15 protein-coding genes are annotated in these 18895 nt (G+C 67.9%); 7 read left to right on the plus strand and 8 right to left on the minus strand.

Annotated elements, in window-relative coordinates; translation table 11 throughout:
- Positions 1–11: 11 nt before the first annotated feature.
- Positions 12–1841 (minus strand): translational GTPase TypA, encoded by a 1830-nt coding sequence (gene typA / locus ACTJIL_RS01470; RefSeq protein WP_440753825.1) that lies wholly within the window; start codon positions 1839–1841, stop codon positions 12–14.
- 157 nt (positions 1842–1998) lie between these two features.
- Between typA and ACTJIL_RS01475 the strand changes: the two genes are divergently transcribed.
- The 5 genes from ACTJIL_RS01475 to prpC all read left to right on the plus strand — a co-directional run bounded on the left by ACTJIL_RS01475 (position 1999) and on the right by prpC (position 7477).
- Positions 1999–2493, plus strand: coding sequence for a peptidylprolyl isomerase (locus tag ACTJIL_RS01475; RefSeq protein ID WP_440753826.1), 495 nt, complete (start codon positions 1999–2001; stop codon positions 2491–2493).
- Positions 2494–2643: 150 nt separating this feature from the next.
- Positions 2644–3843: a pyridoxal phosphate-dependent aminotransferase gene (locus ACTJIL_RS01480; RefSeq protein ID WP_440753827.1), complete on the plus strand. Its 1200-nt coding sequence runs from the start codon at positions 2644–2646 to the stop codon at positions 3841–3843.
- Positions 3844–3922: 79 nt separating this feature from the next.
- Positions 3923–4909: a malate dehydrogenase gene (locus tag ACTJIL_RS01485; RefSeq protein WP_440753828.1), complete on the plus strand. Its 987-nt coding sequence runs from the start codon at positions 3923–3925 to the stop codon at positions 4907–4909.
- Positions 4910–5157: 248 nt separating this feature from the next.
- Positions 5158–6036 (plus strand): methylisocitrate lyase, encoded by an 879-nt coding sequence (gene prpB / locus ACTJIL_RS01490; RefSeq protein ID WP_440753829.1) that lies wholly within the window; start codon positions 5158–5160, stop codon positions 6034–6036.
- Positions 6037–6325: 289 nt separating this feature from the next.
- The gene (gene prpC, locus ACTJIL_RS01495) at positions 6326–7477 is read left to right on the plus strand and encodes a bifunctional 2-methylcitrate synthase/citrate synthase (protein WP_440753830.1); all 1152 of its coding nucleotides are present in this window, start codon (positions 6326–6328) and stop codon (positions 7475–7477) included.
- Positions 7478–7549: 72 nt separating this feature from the next.
- Here prpC and ACTJIL_RS01500 read toward each other — a convergent pair whose 3' ends face one another.
- The 7 genes from ACTJIL_RS01500 to ACTJIL_RS01530 all read right to left on the minus strand — a co-directional run bounded on the left by ACTJIL_RS01500 (position 7550) and on the right by ACTJIL_RS01530 (position 15130).
- Complete coding sequence (locus tag ACTJIL_RS01500; RefSeq protein WP_440753831.1) at positions 7550–8161, minus strand: glutathione S-transferase family protein; 612 nt, start codon at positions 8159–8161, stop codon at positions 7550–7552.
- Between the two features lie 103 nt (positions 8162–8264).
- Positions 8265–8723: a cell wall hydrolase gene (locus ACTJIL_RS01505; RefSeq protein ID WP_440753832.1), complete on the minus strand. Its 459-nt coding sequence runs from the start codon at positions 8721–8723 to the stop codon at positions 8265–8267.
- Positions 8724–9008: 285 nt separating this feature from the next.
- Entirely contained in the window at positions 9009–11033 is a 2025-nt protein-coding gene (locus tag ACTJIL_RS01510; protein ID WP_440753833.1) for an oxidoreductase, read from the minus strand.
- Positions 11034–11346: 313 nt separating this feature from the next.
- Complete coding sequence (locus ACTJIL_RS01515) at positions 11347–12366, minus strand: zinc-binding alcohol dehydrogenase family protein (RefSeq protein ID WP_440753834.1); 1020 nt, start codon at positions 12364–12366, stop codon at positions 11347–11349.
- Positions 12363–13424, minus strand: a complete 1062-nt coding sequence (locus ACTJIL_RS01520) for an aldo/keto reductase (RefSeq protein WP_440755811.1) — start codon at positions 13422–13424, stop codon at positions 12363–12365. The genes ACTJIL_RS01515 and ACTJIL_RS01520 overlap by 4 nt, the downstream gene beginning before the upstream one ends.
- Before the next feature lie 17 nt (positions 13425–13441).
- Entirely contained in the window at positions 13442–13849 is a 408-nt protein-coding gene (locus tag ACTJIL_RS01525) for a tautomerase family protein (protein ID WP_440753835.1), read from the minus strand.
- Between the two features lie 27 nt (positions 13850–13876).
- Positions 13877–15130, minus strand: coding sequence for an MFS transporter (locus tag ACTJIL_RS01530; RefSeq protein WP_440753836.1), 1254 nt, complete (start codon positions 15128–15130; stop codon positions 13877–13879).
- Positions 15131–15224: 94 nt separating this feature from the next.
- On the opposite strand from ACTJIL_RS01530, the gene ACTJIL_RS01535 reads away from it, so the two are divergent.
- Positions 15225–16148, plus strand: coding sequence for a LysR family transcriptional regulator (locus ACTJIL_RS01535; RefSeq protein WP_440753837.1), 924 nt, complete (start codon positions 15225–15227; stop codon positions 16146–16148).
- A gap of 105 nt (positions 16149–16253) precedes the next feature.
- Complete coding sequence (acnD, locus tag ACTJIL_RS01540) at positions 16254–18866, plus strand: Fe/S-dependent 2-methylisocitrate dehydratase AcnD (RefSeq protein ID WP_440753838.1); 2613 nt, start codon at positions 16254–16256, stop codon at positions 18864–18866.
- The last annotated feature ends 29 nt before the right edge of the window (positions 18867–18895 follow it).

Genomic DNA, 18895 nt, shown 5'->3' on the forward strand with positions numbered 1-18895 from the left:
TGGCGCCGGACTCAGGCGGCGCGCGAGGCGCGCTTGCGGTCGGTCTCGGTCAGGAATTTCTTGCGCAGGCGGATTTCCTTCGGCGTCACTTCCACCAGCTCGTCGTCCTCGATGAAGTCCAGCGCCTGTTCCAGCGTGTATTTGATCGCCGGCGTCAGCTGGATCGCATCATCCTTGCCGGAAGCGCGCATGTTGGTCAGCGGCTTGGTCTTGATGACGTTGACGGTGAGGTCGTTGTCCTTGCTGTGGATGCCGACCAGCTGGCCTTCATAGACCTGGTCGCCTTCGGCGGCGAACAGCTTGCCGCGATCCTGCAGCGGCCCGAGCGAGTAGGCCGGGGTCGCGCCGGGGGCGTTGGCGATCATCACGCCGTTCTGGCGCTTGGCGATCGCGCCCTGTTCCTTCGGCCCGTAGTGGTCGAACACGTGGAACAGCAGGCCGGTGCCCTGGGTCAGGGTCTTGAATTCGTTCTGGAACCCGATCAGGCCGCGGGCCGGGATCATGTAGTCCAGGCGCACGCGTCCCTTGCCGTCGGATTCCATGTTCTTCAGCTGACCCTTGCGGATGCCGAGCTTTTCCATGACGCCGCCCTGGTGCACTTCCTCGATGTCGACCACCAGCTGTTCGATCGGCTCCATCAACTGGCCGTCGATCTCCTTGATGATGACTTCCGGGCGCGACACCGCCAGCTCGAAGCCTTCGCGGCGCATCGTCTCGATGAGGACCGACAGGTGCAACTCGCCGCGGCCGGACACCAGGAACTTGTCCGGGTCCGAGCCTTCCTCGACCTTCAGCGCGACGTTGTGCAGGGTCTCGCGCTCCAGTCGTTCGCGCAGCTGGCGGCTGGTGATGAACTTGCCGCCGCTGCGGTCCTTGTTGCCGGCGAACGGCGAGTTGTTGACCTGGAAGGTCATGCTGATCGTCGGTTCGTCGACGGTCAGGGCCGGCAGCGCTTCGGGCGCGTCCAGCGCGCAGATCGTGTCGGAGATGCTGAGGTCGGCGACGCCGGACAGGGCGATGATGTCGCCGGCCTCGGCCTCCTCGACCTCCACGCGCTCCAGGCCCATGAAGCCGAGCACCTGCAGCACCTTGGCCTGGCGCTTCTTGTCGTGGCGGTCGATCACGCTCACCGGCATGTTGGTCCGCACCTTGCCGCGCTGGATGCGGCCGACGCCGATCAGGCCGACGAAGTTGTTGTAGTCCAGCTGGCTGATGCGCATCTGGAACGGGCCGTCGAGATCGACGGTCGGCGGCGGCACGTGCTTCATGATCGCTTCGTACAGCGGGGTCATGTCGCCGTCGCGCGCGGTGTCCTCGAGGCTGGCGTAGCCGTGCAGCGCCGAAGCGTAGACGATCGGGAAGTCGAGCTGTTCGTTGGTCGCGCCGAGCTTGTCGAACAGGTCGAACACCTGGTCGATCACCCAGTCCGGCCGCGCGCCGGGGCGGTCGATCTTGTTGACCACCACGATCGGCTTGAAGCCCATCGCGAACGCCTTCTGGGTGACGAAGCGCGTCTGCGGCATCGGCCCGTCCATCGCGTCGACCAGGATCAGCACCGAGTCGACCATCGACAACACGCGCTCGACCTCGCCGCCGAAGTCGGCGTGTCCGGGGGTGTCGACGATGTTGATGCGGTTGCCCTGCCAGGTGATGGCGGTGTTCTTGGACAGGATCGTGATGCCACGTTCCTTTTCCTGGTCGTTGCTGTCCATGACGCGCTCGGCGAGCACGGTGCGTTCGGAGAACGTACCCGACTGCTTGAGCAGGCAGTCGACCAGGGTGGTCTTGCCATGGTCGACGTGGGCGACGATGGCGATGTTGCGGAGGCGTTCTATGGACATGACAAGGGGCGCGCCGGAACTGGTGAGGGCAGGGCGCGACTAGGAAGTGGAGGAAGCCGAGTAGTATACCGCGCTGCGGTGCCGCTAAAAGCCCCGATTGAAACCTTTCCTTCAGCCCGCATATTGCCCGCGGACCCCAACCAGACCCGAGGAACCCATGTCCCTGAACGCCGTTTTCGACACCGACCGTGGCCCGATCAAGGTCGAGCTGTACCCCGACAAGGCCCCGCTGACCGTGGCCAACTTCGTCAACCTGGCCCGGCGGGGCTTCTATGACGGCCTGAAGTTCCACCGGGTGATCCCGGACTTCATGATCCAGGGCGGCTGCCCCCAGGGCACCGGCACCGGCGGCCCGGGCTACAAGTTCGAGGACGAGACCAACAACGGCGTGAAGCATGAGCGCGGGGTGCTGTCGATGGCCAACGCCGGCCCCAACACCAATGGCAGCCAGTTCTTCATCACCCACATCAAGACCGACTGGCTGGACGGCAAGCACACCGTCTTCGGCAAGGTGGTCGAGGGCCTGGAGGCGGTGGACGCCGTCAAACAGGGCGACGCCATCAAGTCGGTGAAGATCGAGGGCGACGCCGATGCGGCGCTGGCCGCGAAGGCCGACCGCGTCGCCGAGTGGAACAAGATCCTCGCCGCCTGACCGCGGCGGCGCCGTCCCCGGCACCCGCCCGGCAGCGCCGGCGCGGGTGGCCGGCGTGCTAAAATTCAGGCCTGCAACAGCGCGTGCGAAAGCACCACGATGCCGCGCCATCCCGCAGTCTCCGCTCCCCAAACTCCCGAGGTTCCCGCGATGCCCCAGCTCGCCAAGCGCATGGGCCGTGCCAAGCCCAGTGCGATCATGGTGGTGGCCGAAAAGGCCAAGCAGCTCAAGGCCGAAGGCCGCGACATCATCAGCTTCTCGATCGGTGTTCCCAACTTCCTGCCCGGCGACCACGTCTACGCCGCCGCGCGCGAGGCGCTGGAACACGACTCCGGCCAGTACGGCAGCAATCGCGGTTCCAACGAACTGCTCGACGCCTTCCTCAAGCACATCGAACAGGTCGGCCTGACCGGCTATACGCGCGCCAACTGCGCGACCGGGATCGGCGCCAAGCACGTGCTCTACAACCTGTGCGAAGCGCTGCTCGACGAAGGCGACGGCTTCGCCTTCGCCACGCCGTACTGGACCAGCTACGTCGACATCGGCGAAATCCTCGATGCCGACATCCAGCTGCTGCCGTGCCCGGCGGAGCAGGACTACAAGCTCACGCCCGCGCAGCTCGATGCGGCGCTGGCGAAGAAGCCCAAGGTATTCCTGTTCAACAACCCGTCCAACCCGACCGGCATGGTCTACACGAAGGACGAGATCTCGGCGCTCGCCGACGTCATCGTGAAGCATCCCGATACCTGGGTGATCACCGACGACATCTACAACCGCATGGTGTTCGACGGCATCGGCTACCACAACTTCGTGCACGCGCGCCCCGAGCTGCGTGACCGCGTGGTGTTCATGGATTCGCTGTCCAAGACCTACGGCATGCCGGGCTGGCGCGCCGGTTTCATGGTCGGCCCGGAAGTGGTGGCCAAGGCGGTCGCCACGATGAATTCCAACCACATCACCAACATCCCGGAAATCGTGACGGCCGCCGCCGTTGCGGCATTGTCCGGCCCGCAGGACGTCCCGACCGCGAAGCGCGCCGAGTTCCAGGCCAAGCGCGACCAGGTGGTGGCGGCATTGAATGCGATCCCCGGCGTGACGTGCCCGGTGCCGCAGGGCGCGTTCTATGCGTTCCCGGACATCAGCGTTGCGTTCGGCAAGTCGCACGACGGCAAGGTCATCGGCAACGACGTCGACTTCTGCAACGCGCTGCTCGAAGCCAAGGGCGTGGCCTGCGTACCGGGCTCGGCCTTCGGCGAACCTCGCGGCCTGCGCATCAGCTACACCTGCCCGACGCCGCAGCTGGCACCGGGGCTGCAGCGCATCCAGGAATTCTTCGCCGAATTGAAGTGATCCGTAGGGTGGGCCCAGGCCCACCATCTCCCACGCGGTGGGCCAGGGCCCACCCTACGATGCATCGAGGATTCAACCCATGAAGCAACCCGTCCGCGTCGCCGTCACCGGTGCAGCCGGCCAGATCGGCTATTCGTTGCTGTTCCGCATCGCCTCGGGCGAAATGCTCGGCAAGAACCAGCCGGTCATCCTGCAGCTGCTCGAACTGCCGATGGAGAAGGCCCAGGCCGCGCTCAAGGGCGTGATGATGGAGCTCGACGACTGCGCGTTCCCGCTGCTGGCCGGCATGGTCGGCACCGACGACGCCGAAGTCGCGTTCAAGGACGCCGACATCGCCCTGCTGGTCGGCGCGCGTCCGCGCGGCCCGGGCATGGAGCGCAAGGACCTGCTGCTCGAGAACGCCAAGATCTTCACCGCCCAGGGCGCGGCGCTGAACAAGGTCGCCTCGCGCAACGTCAAGGTGCTGGTGGTCGGCAACCCGGCCAACACCAATGCCTACATCGCGATGAAGTCGGCGCCCGACCTGCCGGCGAAGAACTTCACCGCGATGCTGCGCCTGGACCACAACCGCGCGCTGAGCCAGCTGGCCGCCAAGGCCGGCGTGGCCGTCGGCGACATCGAGAAGCTGGTGGTGTGGGGCAACCACAGCCCGACCATGTACCCCGACTACCGCTTCGCCACAGCGGGCGGCGTGTCGCTGAAGGACAAGATCAATGACGCGGCCTGGAACGCCGACACCTTCATCCCCACTGTTGGCAAGCGCGGCGCCGCGATCATCGAGGCGCGCGGCCTGTCGTCGGCCGCCTCGGCCGCCAACGCCGCGATCGACCACATCCATGACTGGGTGCTGGGCAGCGATGGCAAGTGGGTGACGATGGGCGTGCCGTCGGATGGCAGCTACGGCATCCCCGAAGGCGTGATGTACGGCGTGCCGGTCACCACGAAGGACGGCGAGTACACCCGCGTCGAAGGCCTCGAGATCGACGACTTCAGCCGCGCGGCGATGGACAAGACCCTCGCCGAACTGGAAGAAGAACGCGCCGGTGTCGCCCACCTGCTGGGCTGATGCCACAACGTGACGAGCAAGGAAACGCCGGGCTTGCCCCGGCGTTTCCGTTTGCGGGTTTCGGCAGTGGCGTGGGACACCGTTGCGACAAAGCTTGAAGCGCGGCATCCGTGGTGCGTGCTGCTCCGGGCGGTCTTCCAGCCGCTCCGCTAAAATGGCGTTCGCGTAGAGCGGGCGCCGCCCGCCTTGCGGATGCGTTTCGTCGATCCAATGGCGGGCCAGCGCCCGCCCCACAGGTAGGTAGCCATATGTCGCAAGTTTCCGCAGGTGCGCGCTTCCGCGCCGCCATCAAAGAAGAATCCCCGCTGCAGGTCATGGGTGCGATCACCGCCTACGCCGGACTGATGGCGAAACGCACCGGCTACAAGGCGCTGTACCTGTCGGGCGGCGGCGTGGCGGCCAATTCGCTGGGCATGCCGGACCTGGGCATCAGCACGATGGAAGACGTGCTGATCGACGCGCGCCGGATCGTGGATGCCACCGGCATGCCGCTGCTGGTCGACATCGATACCGGCTGGGGCGGGGCGTTCAACATTGCGCGCACCATCCGCAACTTCGAGCGGGTTGGCGTGGCCGCCGTGCACATGGAGGACCAGGTCGGGCAGAAGCGTTGCGGGCATCGCCCGGGCAAGGAAGTGGTGCCGGAGGCGGAGATGGTCGACCGGATCAAGTCCGCGGTGGATGCGCGCACCGATGCCGGCTTCGTGATCATGGCGCGCACCGACGCGGCGGCGAGCGAGGGTGTGGATTCTGCGATCGAACGCGCGGTGGCCTACGTCGAGGCCGGCGCCGACATGATCTTCCCCGAAGCGATGGGCACGCTCGACGACTACCGCCGCTTCAAGGCCGCGGTGAAGGTGCCGATCCTCGCCAACCTCACCGAGTTCGGCTCCACGCCGTTCTTCACCACCGACGAGCTGCGCGATGCCGGCGTCGACATCGCGCTGTACTGCTGCGGCGCATACCGCGCGATGAACAAGGCCGCGCTCGGTTTCTACGAAACCGTGCGCCGCGAAGGCACGCAGAAGCACATCATCGATCGCCTGCAGACGCGCGCCGAGCTCTATGACTTCCTCGGCTACCACGCCTACGAGCAGAAGCTCGACGAGCTGTTCGCGAAGGAATAGGCAGCCGGGGCGCGCGGCGACCCGAGAAGTCGCCGCGCCCGCGGATGGAATAGTCGGCCGGCGGGCCTGGAGAGAAGTCCCATGGTCCGAGCCACCCCCTCTGGCCAGACCCCACCGGCGCGTTGGTCCGCGATGCGGGCCCGGGCCGCATGTCGCGTGGCTGGCGATACCGTCCCTGGCATCGCGCCCTCGTCATTGCCAACGCGGGTGCCGGCGCGAAGCGGACAGGCGCATCGCCGAAAGCCGTAAAATGGCCGGATCGCAAAGCAAACACGACCGGAGCATGCCGATGAGCGAGACCCTGTCCACCCTGCCGAAGCCGAAGAAGTCGGTGGCCCTGTCCGGCACCGCCGCCGGCAATACCGCGCTGTGCACGGTGGGTCGCAGCGGCAATGACCTGCATTACCGTGGCTACGACATCCACGACCTGGCCACCAAGTCCACGTTCGAGGAGGTTGCGCACCTGCTGGTGCACGGCGCGCTGCCCACCGCGTCGCAGCTCAAGGCCTACAAGGCCAAGCTCAAGCGCCTGCGCGGGCTGCCCGCGATCGTGCATGAGGCGCTGGAGCTGGTACCCGCCAACGCCCATCCGATGGACGTGATGCGCACCGGCTGCTCGGTGCTCGGCACGGTCTTGCCGGAGCGCGACGGCCATCCGGCGGCCGAGGCGCGCGACATCGCCGACCGGCTGATGGCCAGCTTCGGTTCGATGCTGCTGTACTGGTGGCACTTCACCCGCAATGGCCGCCGCATCGACGTGGAGACCGATGACGATTCGATCGCCGCGCACTTCCTGCACCTGCTGCACGGGCAGCCGCCCAGCGAGCTGCATGCCGACGCGATGGACAAGTCGCTGATCCTGTATGCCGAGCACGAGTTCAACGCCAGCACGTTCACCGGGCGCGTGATCGCCGGCACCGGGTCAGACATGCATTCGTGCATCACCGGCGCGATCGGCGCGCTGCGTGGCCCGAAGCACGGCGGCGCCAACGAAGTGGCGATGGACATCATCTCGCGCTATGCCAATGCCGACGAAGCAGAAGCCGACATCCGCGCGCGCGTCGAGCGCAAGGAGATCGTGATCGGCTTCGGCCACCCGGTCTACACCATCGGCGACCCGCGCAACCCGATCATCAAGGAGATCGCGCGCAGGCTGTGCCACGACGGCGGCAACATGACCCTGTTCGACGTGTCCGAGCGGATCGAGAACGTCATGATGGACATGAAGAAGATGTTCCCGAACCTCGACTGGTACAGCGCGTCGAGCTACCACATGATGGGCGTGCCGACGCCGATGTTCACGCCGTTGTTCGTGATCGCGCGCACCGCAGGCTGGAGTGCGCATGTGATCGAGCAGCGCGAGGATGGCAAGATCATCCGCCCGAGCGCCAACTACACCGGCCCGGAAGACCGCGATTACGTGCCGATCGGCAAGCGCTGACCGCGCCGGGCCCGGGAACACGAAAAAGCCGCGCTTTTGCGCGGCTTTTTCTTTGTGCGACGTGGCAGGGAGTCAGGCCAGGCCTTCTTCCCCCAGCACCTTCCGTACCGCGGCGTCGGACTCGATGCGCTCGACGAAGCGTGCGAGGTTGTCCAGTCCCGACAGGTCGATGTCGTTCGCCTTCGCCCAGCGCGTCACCACGTAGAGGTACGGATCGGCGATCGAGCGGCTGCCGGCGATCCAGTCGTTGCCTGCAAGCTGCGCATCGGCGCGTTCGAACATGCCGCGCAGCGTCTTGCGTGCCACGCCCTTGCCCTTCTCGATGGCGGCATCGTCCTCGAGCCACGCGATCGTGCCGAACAGCGGCTTGAACGCCGGATGCATGTCGGAATTGACGAACGCCAGCCAGCGGTTCACTTCGGCGCGGCCCTTGGGCGTGCCGTCGCCGCCGAGGCCCGCTTCGGGAAAACTGTCAGCGAGGAAATTGAGGATCGCCGCGTTCTGGGTCAGCACCCAGTCGCCGTCCTGCAGCACCGGGACCGCGCCGGCCGGGTTGAGCTTGAGGAATCCGGGCGTCTTGCGCTCATCGCGCGAGACGCGGATGGCCTCGTACGGCTTGCCGATCCATTCGAGCACGATATGGTCAGCGAGCGAACACGCGCCTTGCGAGTAATACAGTTTCATGTGACGACTCCGTGGGCCAAACGACCATGATGATGCAGGCGGTGCGTGACGGTGCAGTCACGCCGGCGGAACGGAGCGTCGCGCGGTGGCCCGGCGCTGGAACTCAGCCGCGGCGCGGCTTGAGGTCCTGGACCTTGAGGAAAGTGTGGCCGCCGATGGTCGCGACCTGGTAGGCGTTGCGCCAGCTTGGGCTGGCGATGTCGTGCGCCATGAAATGACTGGCGCCGGGCACGATTTCCTTGCGCTCGCCGGCCGGCAGGGCCCAGTTGCGCTCGGATTCGATCGCCACCGTCACCGCCTGCGACCAGGCCTCGACGTTGCCCAGGCGGGTATTGGGCGACACCAGCGACGGCGCGAACTGCTTGCGCGCGGTGACCACCTCGCACATCGACTCGCCCCACAGGCCGCTGTCCTGGCGGCGCAGGGCAACCTCGGCCACGGCCTGCTGGCCACGGTCGGACTGGTCGCGGGCCTCCAGGTACACCGTGGTGCTGAGGCAGAGCGAATCGGCGGCTTGCGGCGGCAAGACGGAGGCCAACCACAGGATCCAGGCCAGTTTCATCGAACAACTCCTTGCTGCGTTGCGCCCGTCGGCTCACCGCACCCCTCGGGGTTCAGTGTTGCCAACGGACATGGCGTATTGGGGAGGGCAGCGGCTCTATGGCGCTTTCGCCCGGGCTCCGAAGACCGCAGAAGGGCGGTCCGGGCCGGTCCCGCCAGAATCGGGCGGCGGGAAAAGTTGGCGCACGGTAGCGGTCGGTTTCCCAACGCTACCTGAACAGGGGGTTCGGAAAATCCTTGATTGGATTGGAGTTTTTATTCTGGATTGTGCGGTGGAGCGCCGCAGCTAGAGTGCTGCGGCCACGCGCGCGGCCTGCGCGATTGCGCGCTTGGCGTCGAGTTCGGCGGCCACGTCCGCGCCGCCGATGACTTGGACCGGGATCGAAGCGGCCTCCAGCGGGGCCAGCAGGTCGCGTCGCGATTCCTGCCCGGCGCACACGACCACGTGGTCCACGGCCAGTCGTTGCTCGGTGCCGTCGATGCGCACGCGCAGGCCGTCGTCATCCACGCCCAGGTACTCCACGCCGCCCAGCATGCGCACGCCCTTGGCCTTCAGGGTGGCACGGTGGATCCAGCCGGTGGTCTTGCCCAGCCGCGCGCCGGGCCTGCCGGCGGTGCGTTGCAGCAACCACAGCTGGCGCGGCGACGGCTCGGGCCGCGCCGGCACGAGGCCGCCGCGGGCATTGAAGTGTGTATCCACGCCCCATTCGGCCATCCAACGCGCGGGATCCAGGCTCGGCGAGGGCGCGTCCTGGGCGAGGAACTCGGCCACGTCGAAACCGATGCCGCCGGCGCCGACGATGGCCACGCGCGCACCGGGCACGACGCGCCGCTGCAGTACGTCGAGATAACCGACCACCTTTGGGTGATCGTGGCCGGGGAAATCGACCTTGCGCGGCGTCACGCCGGTGGCGAGCACGACATGATCGAAGCCGGCCAGCAGTTCCGGCGTGGCCGCTGTCGACAACCGCAGCTCCACCCCGGTCTCGTCGATGCGGTGGCGGAAGTAGCGCAGGGTCTCGTGGAACTCTTCCTTGCCGGGGATTGTTTTGGCCAGGTTGAACTGGCCGCCGATCTCGTCCGCGGCATCGAACAGGGTGACGCGATGCCCGCGCGCGGCGGCGATCGTCGCGCAGGCCAGGCCCGCGGGGCCGGCGCCGACCACGGCGACGCGTTTTGGCGCAGGCGTGGGCATGTAGTTCAGTTCGGTCTCCGCGCAGGCGCGCGGGTTGACCAGGCAACTGGCCTTCCTGTTCTGGAACACGTGGTCCAGGCAGGCCTGGTTGCAGGCGATGCAGGTGTTGATCGCGTTTGCGTTGCCGGCGCGCGCCTTGGCTACCCATTGCGGGTCGGCGAGCAACGGTCGCGCCATCGACACCATGTCCGCGCCGCCGCCGGCGAGGATGCGTTCGGCCACGTCGGGCATGTTGATGCGGTTGGTGGCTACCAGCGGCAGCGCCACGTGCGGCCGCAGCTTCGCGGTGACGCCGGCGAATGCGCCGCGCGGCACCGAGGTGGCGATGGTGGGCACGCGCGCTTCATGCCAGCCGATGCCGGTGTTGATGATCGTCGCGCCGGCCGCTTCCACCGCTTTCGCCTGCGCGATGATCTCGTTCCAGTCGTTTCCGCCGTCGACCAGATCCAGCATCGACAGCCTGTAGATCACGATGAAGTCGGGCCCGCAGGCCTCGCGCACGCGCCGTACGATCTCCACCGCGAAGCGCATCCGGTTCTCGACGCTGCCACCCCAGCGGTCGTCGCGCCTGTTGGTGCGGGCGACGGTGAACTGGTTCAGCAGGTAGCCTTCCGAGCCCATCACCTCGACGCCGTCGTAGCCGCCGTCGCGTGCGAGTTTCGCCGCGGTGGCGAAGGCATCGATCTGGCGTTCGACGCCGCTTGCCGACAGCGCGCGCGGAGTGAAGGGATTGATCGGCGCCTTGAGCTTCGACGCCGATACCGACAGCGGGTGGTAGGCGTAGCGACCCGCATGCAGCAGCTGCAGGCAGATCTTCGCGTCGTGCGCGTGCACCGCCGCGGTGACCTGGCGATGCTTGTGGGCTTCCCACGGCCAGCTGAGCTTGCTGGCGAAGGGCTTCAGCCAGCCGACCAGGTTCGGCGAGAAGCCGCCGGTGACCATCATCCCGACGCCGCCCTCGGCGCGTTCGGCGAAATACGCCGCGAGCTTCGGAAAATCGCGGCGGTGGTCTTCCAGCCCGGTGTGCATCGAGCCCATCAGCACCCGGTTGCGCAGCGTGGTGAAGCCCAGGTCCAGCGGCGCGAACAGGTGCGGATAGGGCGTGGCGTCGGACATGCAGGCGTGCGTTGGCGTATGGAGCGGGCCACGATGCCGGGAAAGGGCCCGGGCGGCAACCTGTGCGTCTGCGTCGGCAACCCCCGGAATGGCCTGGCCAACCCGGGTTTGTCATTCCGAGCGCAGCGAGGAATCCCGGGAAATCAATTGATCCGGATTGACCGGCATCGCCGCGAAGATTTCCCGCTGCGCTCGAGATGACAGCCGTGCAAGGATTTTTCAGCCGATCGGCAGGGCGGTGCCGCGCACCACGATCCCGCTCGTCATGGGAATGTTCACTGCAACCGGCTCGGCCGGCCCATCGCCGCGTCCATCACCATCCCGCCAGCACCAGCTTGCCGATCGTGCCACCCGATTCCAGCCGCCGATGCGCCTCGCGCAGGGTGGCCGCGTCGATGCGGCCCAGGGTTTCGGTGTGGGTGCTGCGCAGTTCGCCGGCATCGACCAGCGCCGCGACGCGTTCGAGGATGCGGCCCTGTTCGCCCATGTCGGCGGTCCGGAAGCGCGGGCGCGTGAACATCAGCTCCCAGTGGATGCCGATGCACTTGAGCTTGTAGGGGTCGCCGATGTTCAGCGGTGCCGACGGCTCGACGATCAGGCCGACGTGGCCCTGCGGCGCCAGCAGTTCGCCGAGCGCTTCCCAGTAGCGGGTGGTGTCGGCGAGGTTGATCGCCGCATCGACCTGTTCGAATCCCAGCGCCGCCAGCTGTGGCGCCAGCGGCTGGCGGTGGTCGATGACATGGTGCGCGCCCATCGCCTTGCACCATTCGGTGGTTTCCGCGCGCGAAGCGGTGGCGACCACGGTGAAGCCTGCGCGCCGCGCCAGCTGGATCGCGATCGAACCGACGCCGCCGGCGCCCGCGATCACCAGCAGCGCCTTGCCATCGCCGCCGTGCTCCGGGTCGAACGGCATGCGCTGGAACAGCAGCTCCCACGCGGTGAGCGCGGTCAATGGCAGCGCGGCCGCGTGGGCGAAGTCGAGCGACTTCGGCTTGTGGCCGACGATGCGCGCGTCGACCAGCTGGTACTCGGCGTTGCTGCCCGGGCGGGTGATGTCGCCGGCGTAATAGACCTCGTCGCCGGGCTTGAAGCCGGTGACCTGCTCGCCGACGGCCTCGACCACGCCCGCGGCGTCGAAGCCCAGCACCTTCGGTGCCGCTTCGACCTGCGGCTTGGGCGCACGCACCTTGGTATCGACCGGATTGACCGACACCGCCTCGACCCGCACCAGCAGGTCATGGCCGGTGGGCGCCGACGGCTTCGGCAACTCGACGTCGAGCAGCGATTGCGGGTCGTCGATCGGAAGGTAGCGGGTGAGGGCGACGGCTTTCATGCGGACTCCTGCGAAGCGGGGTGGACGGGCACGGGCGCGGGGCTGCGCTCGGCGAACTGCCCGTTCCAGTACGGGTAGTAGGGATAAGGCGGCGTGACGGCGCTGGCGGCGTCGAGGCGCGCCACCTGTGCGGCATCGAGGTTCCAGCCGATCGCGCCGAGGTTCTGTTCCAGCTGCGCCTCGTTGCGTGCGCCGATCAGCACGCTCGATACGGTGGGCCGTTGCAGCAGCCAGTTCAAGGCGACCTGCGGCACGGTCTTTCCCGTTTCCTCCGCAACGATGTCCAGCGCGTCGACGATGCGATACAGGCGTTGCTCGTCGACCGGCGGTGCGAAACCGGCGGTGTCGTGCAGGCGGCTGCCTTCGGGCAGCGGCTGGCCACGGCGGATCTTGCCGGTGAGCCGGCCCCAGCCCAGCGGGCTCCACACCACGGCGCCGATGCCCTGGTCGAGTCCCAGCGGCATCAGTTCCCATTCGTAGTCGCGGCCGGCCAGCGAGTAGTACGCCTGGTTGGCGACGAAGCGCGGATAGCCGCGACGGTCGGCGATGGCCTGCGACTTCATCAGCTGCCAGCCGGAGAAATTCGACGCGCCGAGGTAGCGCAGCTTGCCGGCGCGGACCAGGCCGTCGAGCGTGGACAGCGTTTCCTCGACCGGCGTCATCGCATCGAAATGGTGCAGTTGCAGCAGGTCGATGTAATCGGTGCCGAGCCGTCGCAGCGCGTTGTCGACCGCAGTGAGCAGGTGGTGGCGCGACGAGCCGATATCGTTCGGGCCGTCGCCGAGGCGCAACGACGTCTTGGTCGAGAGGATCACCCGGTCGCGGCGGCCCTTGATCGCCGCGCCGAGGATCGACTCGGACGCGCCGTCGGAATACACGTCGGCGGTATCGAACAGGTTGACGCCGGCATCGAGGCTGATGTCGACGATGCGCCGCGCCTGTTCCACGTCGGTATTGCCCCAGGCGCTGAACAGCGGCCCCTTGCCGCCGAACGTGCCGGCGCCGAAACCGAGCGCGGAGACTCTCAGGCCCGAGGCGCCGAGGTGGCGGTATTCCATCGCCGCATCGATGCCGCTCATGCGTCCGCCTCCCGCTGCATCGTGATTTCCATGCTCATCCGGCCTCCGCCGACGGACCAGTCGGAGAAGTCGTTCTCGTTGAGATAGACGAACACGTCCTGCGGGCGGATATCCGCGGCCTGTCCGAGGTTGGCGGCGATGCGTGCATAGAGATCGCGCTTCATCGCGTCGCTGCGTCCGCGCCGCAGGGTGATCTGGACGACCACCAGGCCGTCGGAGCGCTGCAGGCCGAGGAAGCCGCGGTCGAACAGGAAATCGCCGGGCTGGTACTCCGACAGCAGCTGGAAGAAATCGTCCTCGGGAATGCCGATCGCCGCGACCATCGCCTCATGCACGCCGCGCGCAATGGCGGCCTTGTGCGCGGGCGATGTTCCGGCGGGAATGGCGACTCGGGTAAAGGGCATGACGGGCTCCTTCGGGAAGGTGGAAGTTCAGGCAGTCGCGTCGCAGGCACGTGCCTGCGCGATGGCCGCGGTGGGGGAAGCGCCGGCGTTGTCGTGGCTGTCGCCGCGCCGCTGCAGCGCGCGCGCCCACAGCGCGACGCCCAATCCGCCCAGCGTTACCAGCATCGCCGCCCAGGCCACCGCGCCGAGGCCGGGGCCGTGGACGATGACCACGCCGCCCAGCCAGGCGCCGAGCGCATTGCCGAGGTTGAACGCGCCGATGTTGAGGCTCGAGGCCAATGCTTCGCCGCCCGTCGCGCGGCGCAGCACCCACAGCTGCAGCGGCGACACGGTGGCGAACGCGGCCGCGCCCAGCAGGCCTGTGAACAGCACCGCCGCCGGCTTGAAGTGCAGCGCGAAACCCATCGCGCCGAGCACGAGCGCCAGCGCGGCGAGGGTGGCGAGCAACGCCGGCATCAACCGACGATCGGCCAGGCGCCCGCCGAGCACGTTGCCGAGGATCATGCCGACGCCGAACACCAGCAGCACCGGCGACACCGCGCGGTCGGCGAATCCGGTGACGCGGGTCAGGATCGGTTCGATGTAGGTGAAGACCGTGAACACGCCGGCGAAACCCAGCACCGTCGTCAGCAGGCCGAGCAGCACCTGCGGCCGGCGCGCCACCGACAGCTGGCCGCGCAGGGACGTGGCTTCGGTTGCACCGCGGTCGGCCGGCACCAGCGTGGCGATCACCAGCGTCGCCACCACGCCGACTGCCGCCACTGCCCAGAATGTCGCCCGCCAGCCCAGGTGCAGGCCCAGCCACGCCCCGGCCGGCACGCCGAGCAGGGTGGCGACGGTCAGGCCGGTGAACATGACCGAGATCGCCGAAGCCTTGCGATCGGGCGCGACCAGCCCGGTTGCCACCACGGCGCCGACGCCGAAGAAGGTGCCGTGGGCAAGCGAGGTCAGCACGCGCGCGGCCATCAGCCAGGCATAGTCCGGCGCCAGCGCACAGGCGAGGTTGCCCAGCGTGAACACCACCATCAGCGCCACCAGCACCGCCTTGCGCGGCAGCCGCGCGGTGGCGACGGTCAGTAGCGGCGCACCGACGAACACGCCCAGCGCATAGCCGGAAATCAGCAGCCCGGCCGCGGCGATGGTCACCTGGAGATCGGCGGCCACCTGTTGCAGCAGGCCCATGATCACGAATTCGGTGGTGCCGATGCCGAACGCGCCGGCCGTCAGCGCGTAGACGGCCAACGGCATGCGGGGAGGGGCGGCGAGGGTGGCGGTGGCCATGGGCGGTTCCGGAACGGGAAGCGCGCAGCCTAGGCCGTTGCATCTTCAGCAGAAACAGCCAAGATGGCGAATCAATGTCAATGAACTATTGATAATGGATGACCGGATCAGCGACATCGGCCTGTTCCTGCGCGTGCTCGACCTGGGCTCGATCAGCGCCGCCGCGCGCAGCCTCGACCTCTCGGTGGCGGTGGCCAGCCAGCGCCTGAAGCGGCTCGAACGCGCACTGGGCGTGCGCCTGCTGCACCGGACCACCCGCCGCCTGCATCCCACGCCCGAGGGCATCGCGCTGGCCGAGCAGGGGCGGGTGCTGGTCGAGGACCTGGAAGCGCTGACCAGCGGCCTGCGCCAGTCGGCGACGGAGGTGTCCGGGACGTTGCGCGTGACCACGTCGGCCTCGTTCGGGCGCCTGTACGTCTCCCCGCTGCTGCCCGAATTCCTGCTCATGCACCCGCGACTGCGGGTCAGCATCGACCTGAGCGACCAGACGCTCGACCTGGTGAGCGCCGGCTTCGACCTCGCGATCCGGATCGGCGCGCTCGACGACTCCACCCTGGTCGCGCGCAAGCTGGCCAGCAACCGCCGGGTGCTGTGCGCCGCGCCCGATTACCTGCGCCGGCACGGCATGCCGCGCACGCCCGCGGACCTGGCCCGGCACGAATGCATCCTGCTGTCCGGCAGCCAGGGGCGCCAGGACACCTGGCGGCTGCGCGACCGTGACGGCCATGACACCGTGGTCCGCGTGCAGGGGCGCCTGGAGACCAATTTCGGCGAAGTGGTCCGCGACGCGGCGGTGGCCGGCCTCGGCATCGCCCTGCATTCGACCTGGCATGTGTGCGAGGACCTCCACGCCGGCCGCCTGCAGGTGGTGCTGCCGGACCACGCGATCGCCGACAGCGGCATTTATGCCGTGATGCCGCAGCGGCGCCTCGTGCCGCCGCGGGTGCGGGCGTTCACGGACTTCCTTGCCGGCAAGTTCGGCGAAAACCCGCCGTGGGAGCGCGCTCTGGCAAAATGACGACATCTCCTTACGTCCGCCGTTGTGGCGCCCGGGGCCCCATTGCGCGATGGGCCTGGTCGGCGCGCCTGCGCCCCGCCCCCTGCCAGAGACCCCCTGCCTGCCATGAACACCGACTACCGCAAGCCGCTGCCCGGCACCGAACTCGACTATTTCGACACGCGTGCCGCGGTCGAGGCGATCAGGCCTGGGGCCTACGACGGCCTGCCGTACACCTCGCGCGTGCATGCGGAGAATCTCGTGCGTCGCGCCGACCCTGCCAGGCTGGTCGACTATCTGACCCAACTGGTCGAGCGTCGCCGCGACCGCGACTTTCCGTGGTTCCCGGCCCGCGTTGTGTGCCATGACATCCTCGGCCAGACCGCGCTGGTCGACCTGGCCGGCCTGCGTGACGCGATTGCCAAGCGTGGCGGCGACCCGGCCCTGGTCAATCCGGTGGTGCCGACCCAGCTGATCGTCGACCACTCGCTGGCGGTGGAGGCGGCGGGCTTCGACAAGGACGCGTTCGGCAAGAACCGGGCGATCGAGGATCGCCGCAACGAGGACCGTTTCCACTTCATCGAGTGGACCCGGCATGCATTCCGCAACGTCGACGTGATCCCTCCGGGCAACGGGATCATGCATCAGATCAACCTCGAGAAGATGTCGCCGGTGGTCTACGTGAGCGACGGCGTGGCGTTCCCCGACACCTGCGTCGGTACCGACAGCCACACCCCGCACGTCGACGCGCTGGGCGTGATCGCGGTGGGCGTCGGCGGGCTGGAGGCGGAAAGCGTGATGCTCGGCCGCGCATCGTGGATGCGGCTGCCGGAGATCGTCGGCATCGAACTCGGCGGTCGTCCGCAGCCGGGAATCACCGCCACCGACATCGTGCTGGCGCTGACCGAGTTCCTGCGCCAGTCTAAGGTGGTCGGCGCGTACCTGGAATTCCGCGGCGAAGGCGCGTCCGTGCTCACTCTGGGCGACCGCGCGACGATCTCCAACATGGCGCCCGAGTACGGCGCGACTGCGGCGATGTTCTTCATCGACGACAACACCATCGACTACCTGCGCCTGACCGGCCGCGACGACGAACAAGTCCGGCTGGTGGAGACGTACGCCAGGCACACCGGCCTGTGGGCCGATGCGCTGGCGACCGCGCAGTACGAGCGCACGCTGGCGTTCGACCTGTCGACCGTCACCCGCAACATGGCCGGCCCGTCAAACCCCCACCGGCGCCTGCCGACCTCGGCGCTGGCGGAGCGCGGCATCGCCGGCAACCTCGACGCCGCGCGCGCCGAGGAAGCGCAGGGCCTGATGCCCGACGGCGCAGTGATCATCGCCGCCATCACCAGCTGCACCAACACCTCCAACCCGCGCAACGTCGTCGCCGCCGGCCTGCTGGCGAAGAAGGCCAACGCGCTGGGCCTGGTGCGCAAGCCATGGGTCAAGACCTCACTGGCACCAGGTTCGAAGGCGGTGCAGCTGTACCTGGAAGAATCGAAGCTGCTGCCCGAGCTGGAGCAGTTGGGCTTCGGCATCGTCGGTTTTGCCTGCACCACCTGCAACGGCATGAGCGGCGCACTCGACCCGGCGATCCAGAAGGAGGTCATCGAGCGCGACCTCCATGCCACCGCTGTGCTGTCAGGCAACCGCAACTTCGATGGCCGCATCCACCCGTATGCCAAGCAGGCCTTCCTCGCTTCGCCGCCGCTGGTGGTCGCCTATGCGATCGCCGGCACCATGCGTTTCGACATCGAGAAGGACGTACTGGGCACCGACCTGCAGGGCCAGGCGGTCAGGCTCGTGGACCTGTGGCCGAGCGACGAGGAGATCGACGCGGTCGTGCGCGAATATGTCAGGCCCGAACAGTTCCGCCAGGTGTACGAGCCGATGTTCAACGTACGCGTCGAACGCAACCGCAAGGCCGAACCGCTGTACGACTGGCGCCCGCAGAGCACCTACATCCGCTGCCCGCCGTACTGGGAAGGCGCGCTGGCCGGCGAGCGCACGCTCACCGGGATGCGTCCGCTGGCCGTGCTCGGCGACAACATCACCACAGACCACCTGTCGCCGTCGAATGCGATCCTGCCGACCAGCGCCGCCGGCGAATACCTGGCGAAGATGGGCCTGCCGGAGGAGGACTTCAATTCCTACGCGACCCATCGCGGCGACCACCTCACCGCACAGCGCGCAACCTTCGCCAATCCGAAGCTGCTCAACGAGATGGTGCGCGACAAGGCCGGCAACGTGCGCCAGGGTTCGCTGGCGCGAGTCGAGCCGGAAGGGCAGGTCATGCGCATGTGGGAGGCGATCGAAACCTACATGGACCGCAAGCAGCCGCTGATCATCATCGCCGGCGCCGACTACGGCCAGGGCAGCTCGCGCGACTGGGCCGCCAAGGGCGTGCGACTGGCAGGGGTGGAGGCGATCGCCGCCGAAGGCTTCGAGCGCATCCATCGCACCAACCTGATCGGCATGGGCGTGCTGCCGCTGGAGTTCCTGCCCGGCACCGATCGCAACACGCTCGGCATCGACGGTACCGAGACCTTCGACGTCGGCGGAACGCCGGCGCCGGGCGCGGCGCTGACGCTGCTGATCCACCGCAAGGACGGCGAGCGGCTGGACGTGCCGGTCACCTGCCGCCTGGATACCGCGGAGGAAGTTTCGATCTATGAAGCCGGCGGCGTGCTGCAGCGTTTCGCCAACGACTTCTTCGACGCGTCGCAGGTGGCGTAGGCGGATCGTACTCGTCGCGCCCCGCACCA

Origin of the sequence: Luteimonas sp. 22616 (genome assembly GCF_052044325.1) — a bacterium.
Classification (GTDB): domain Bacteria; phylum Pseudomonadota; class Gammaproteobacteria; order Xanthomonadales; family Xanthomonadaceae; genus Luteimonas.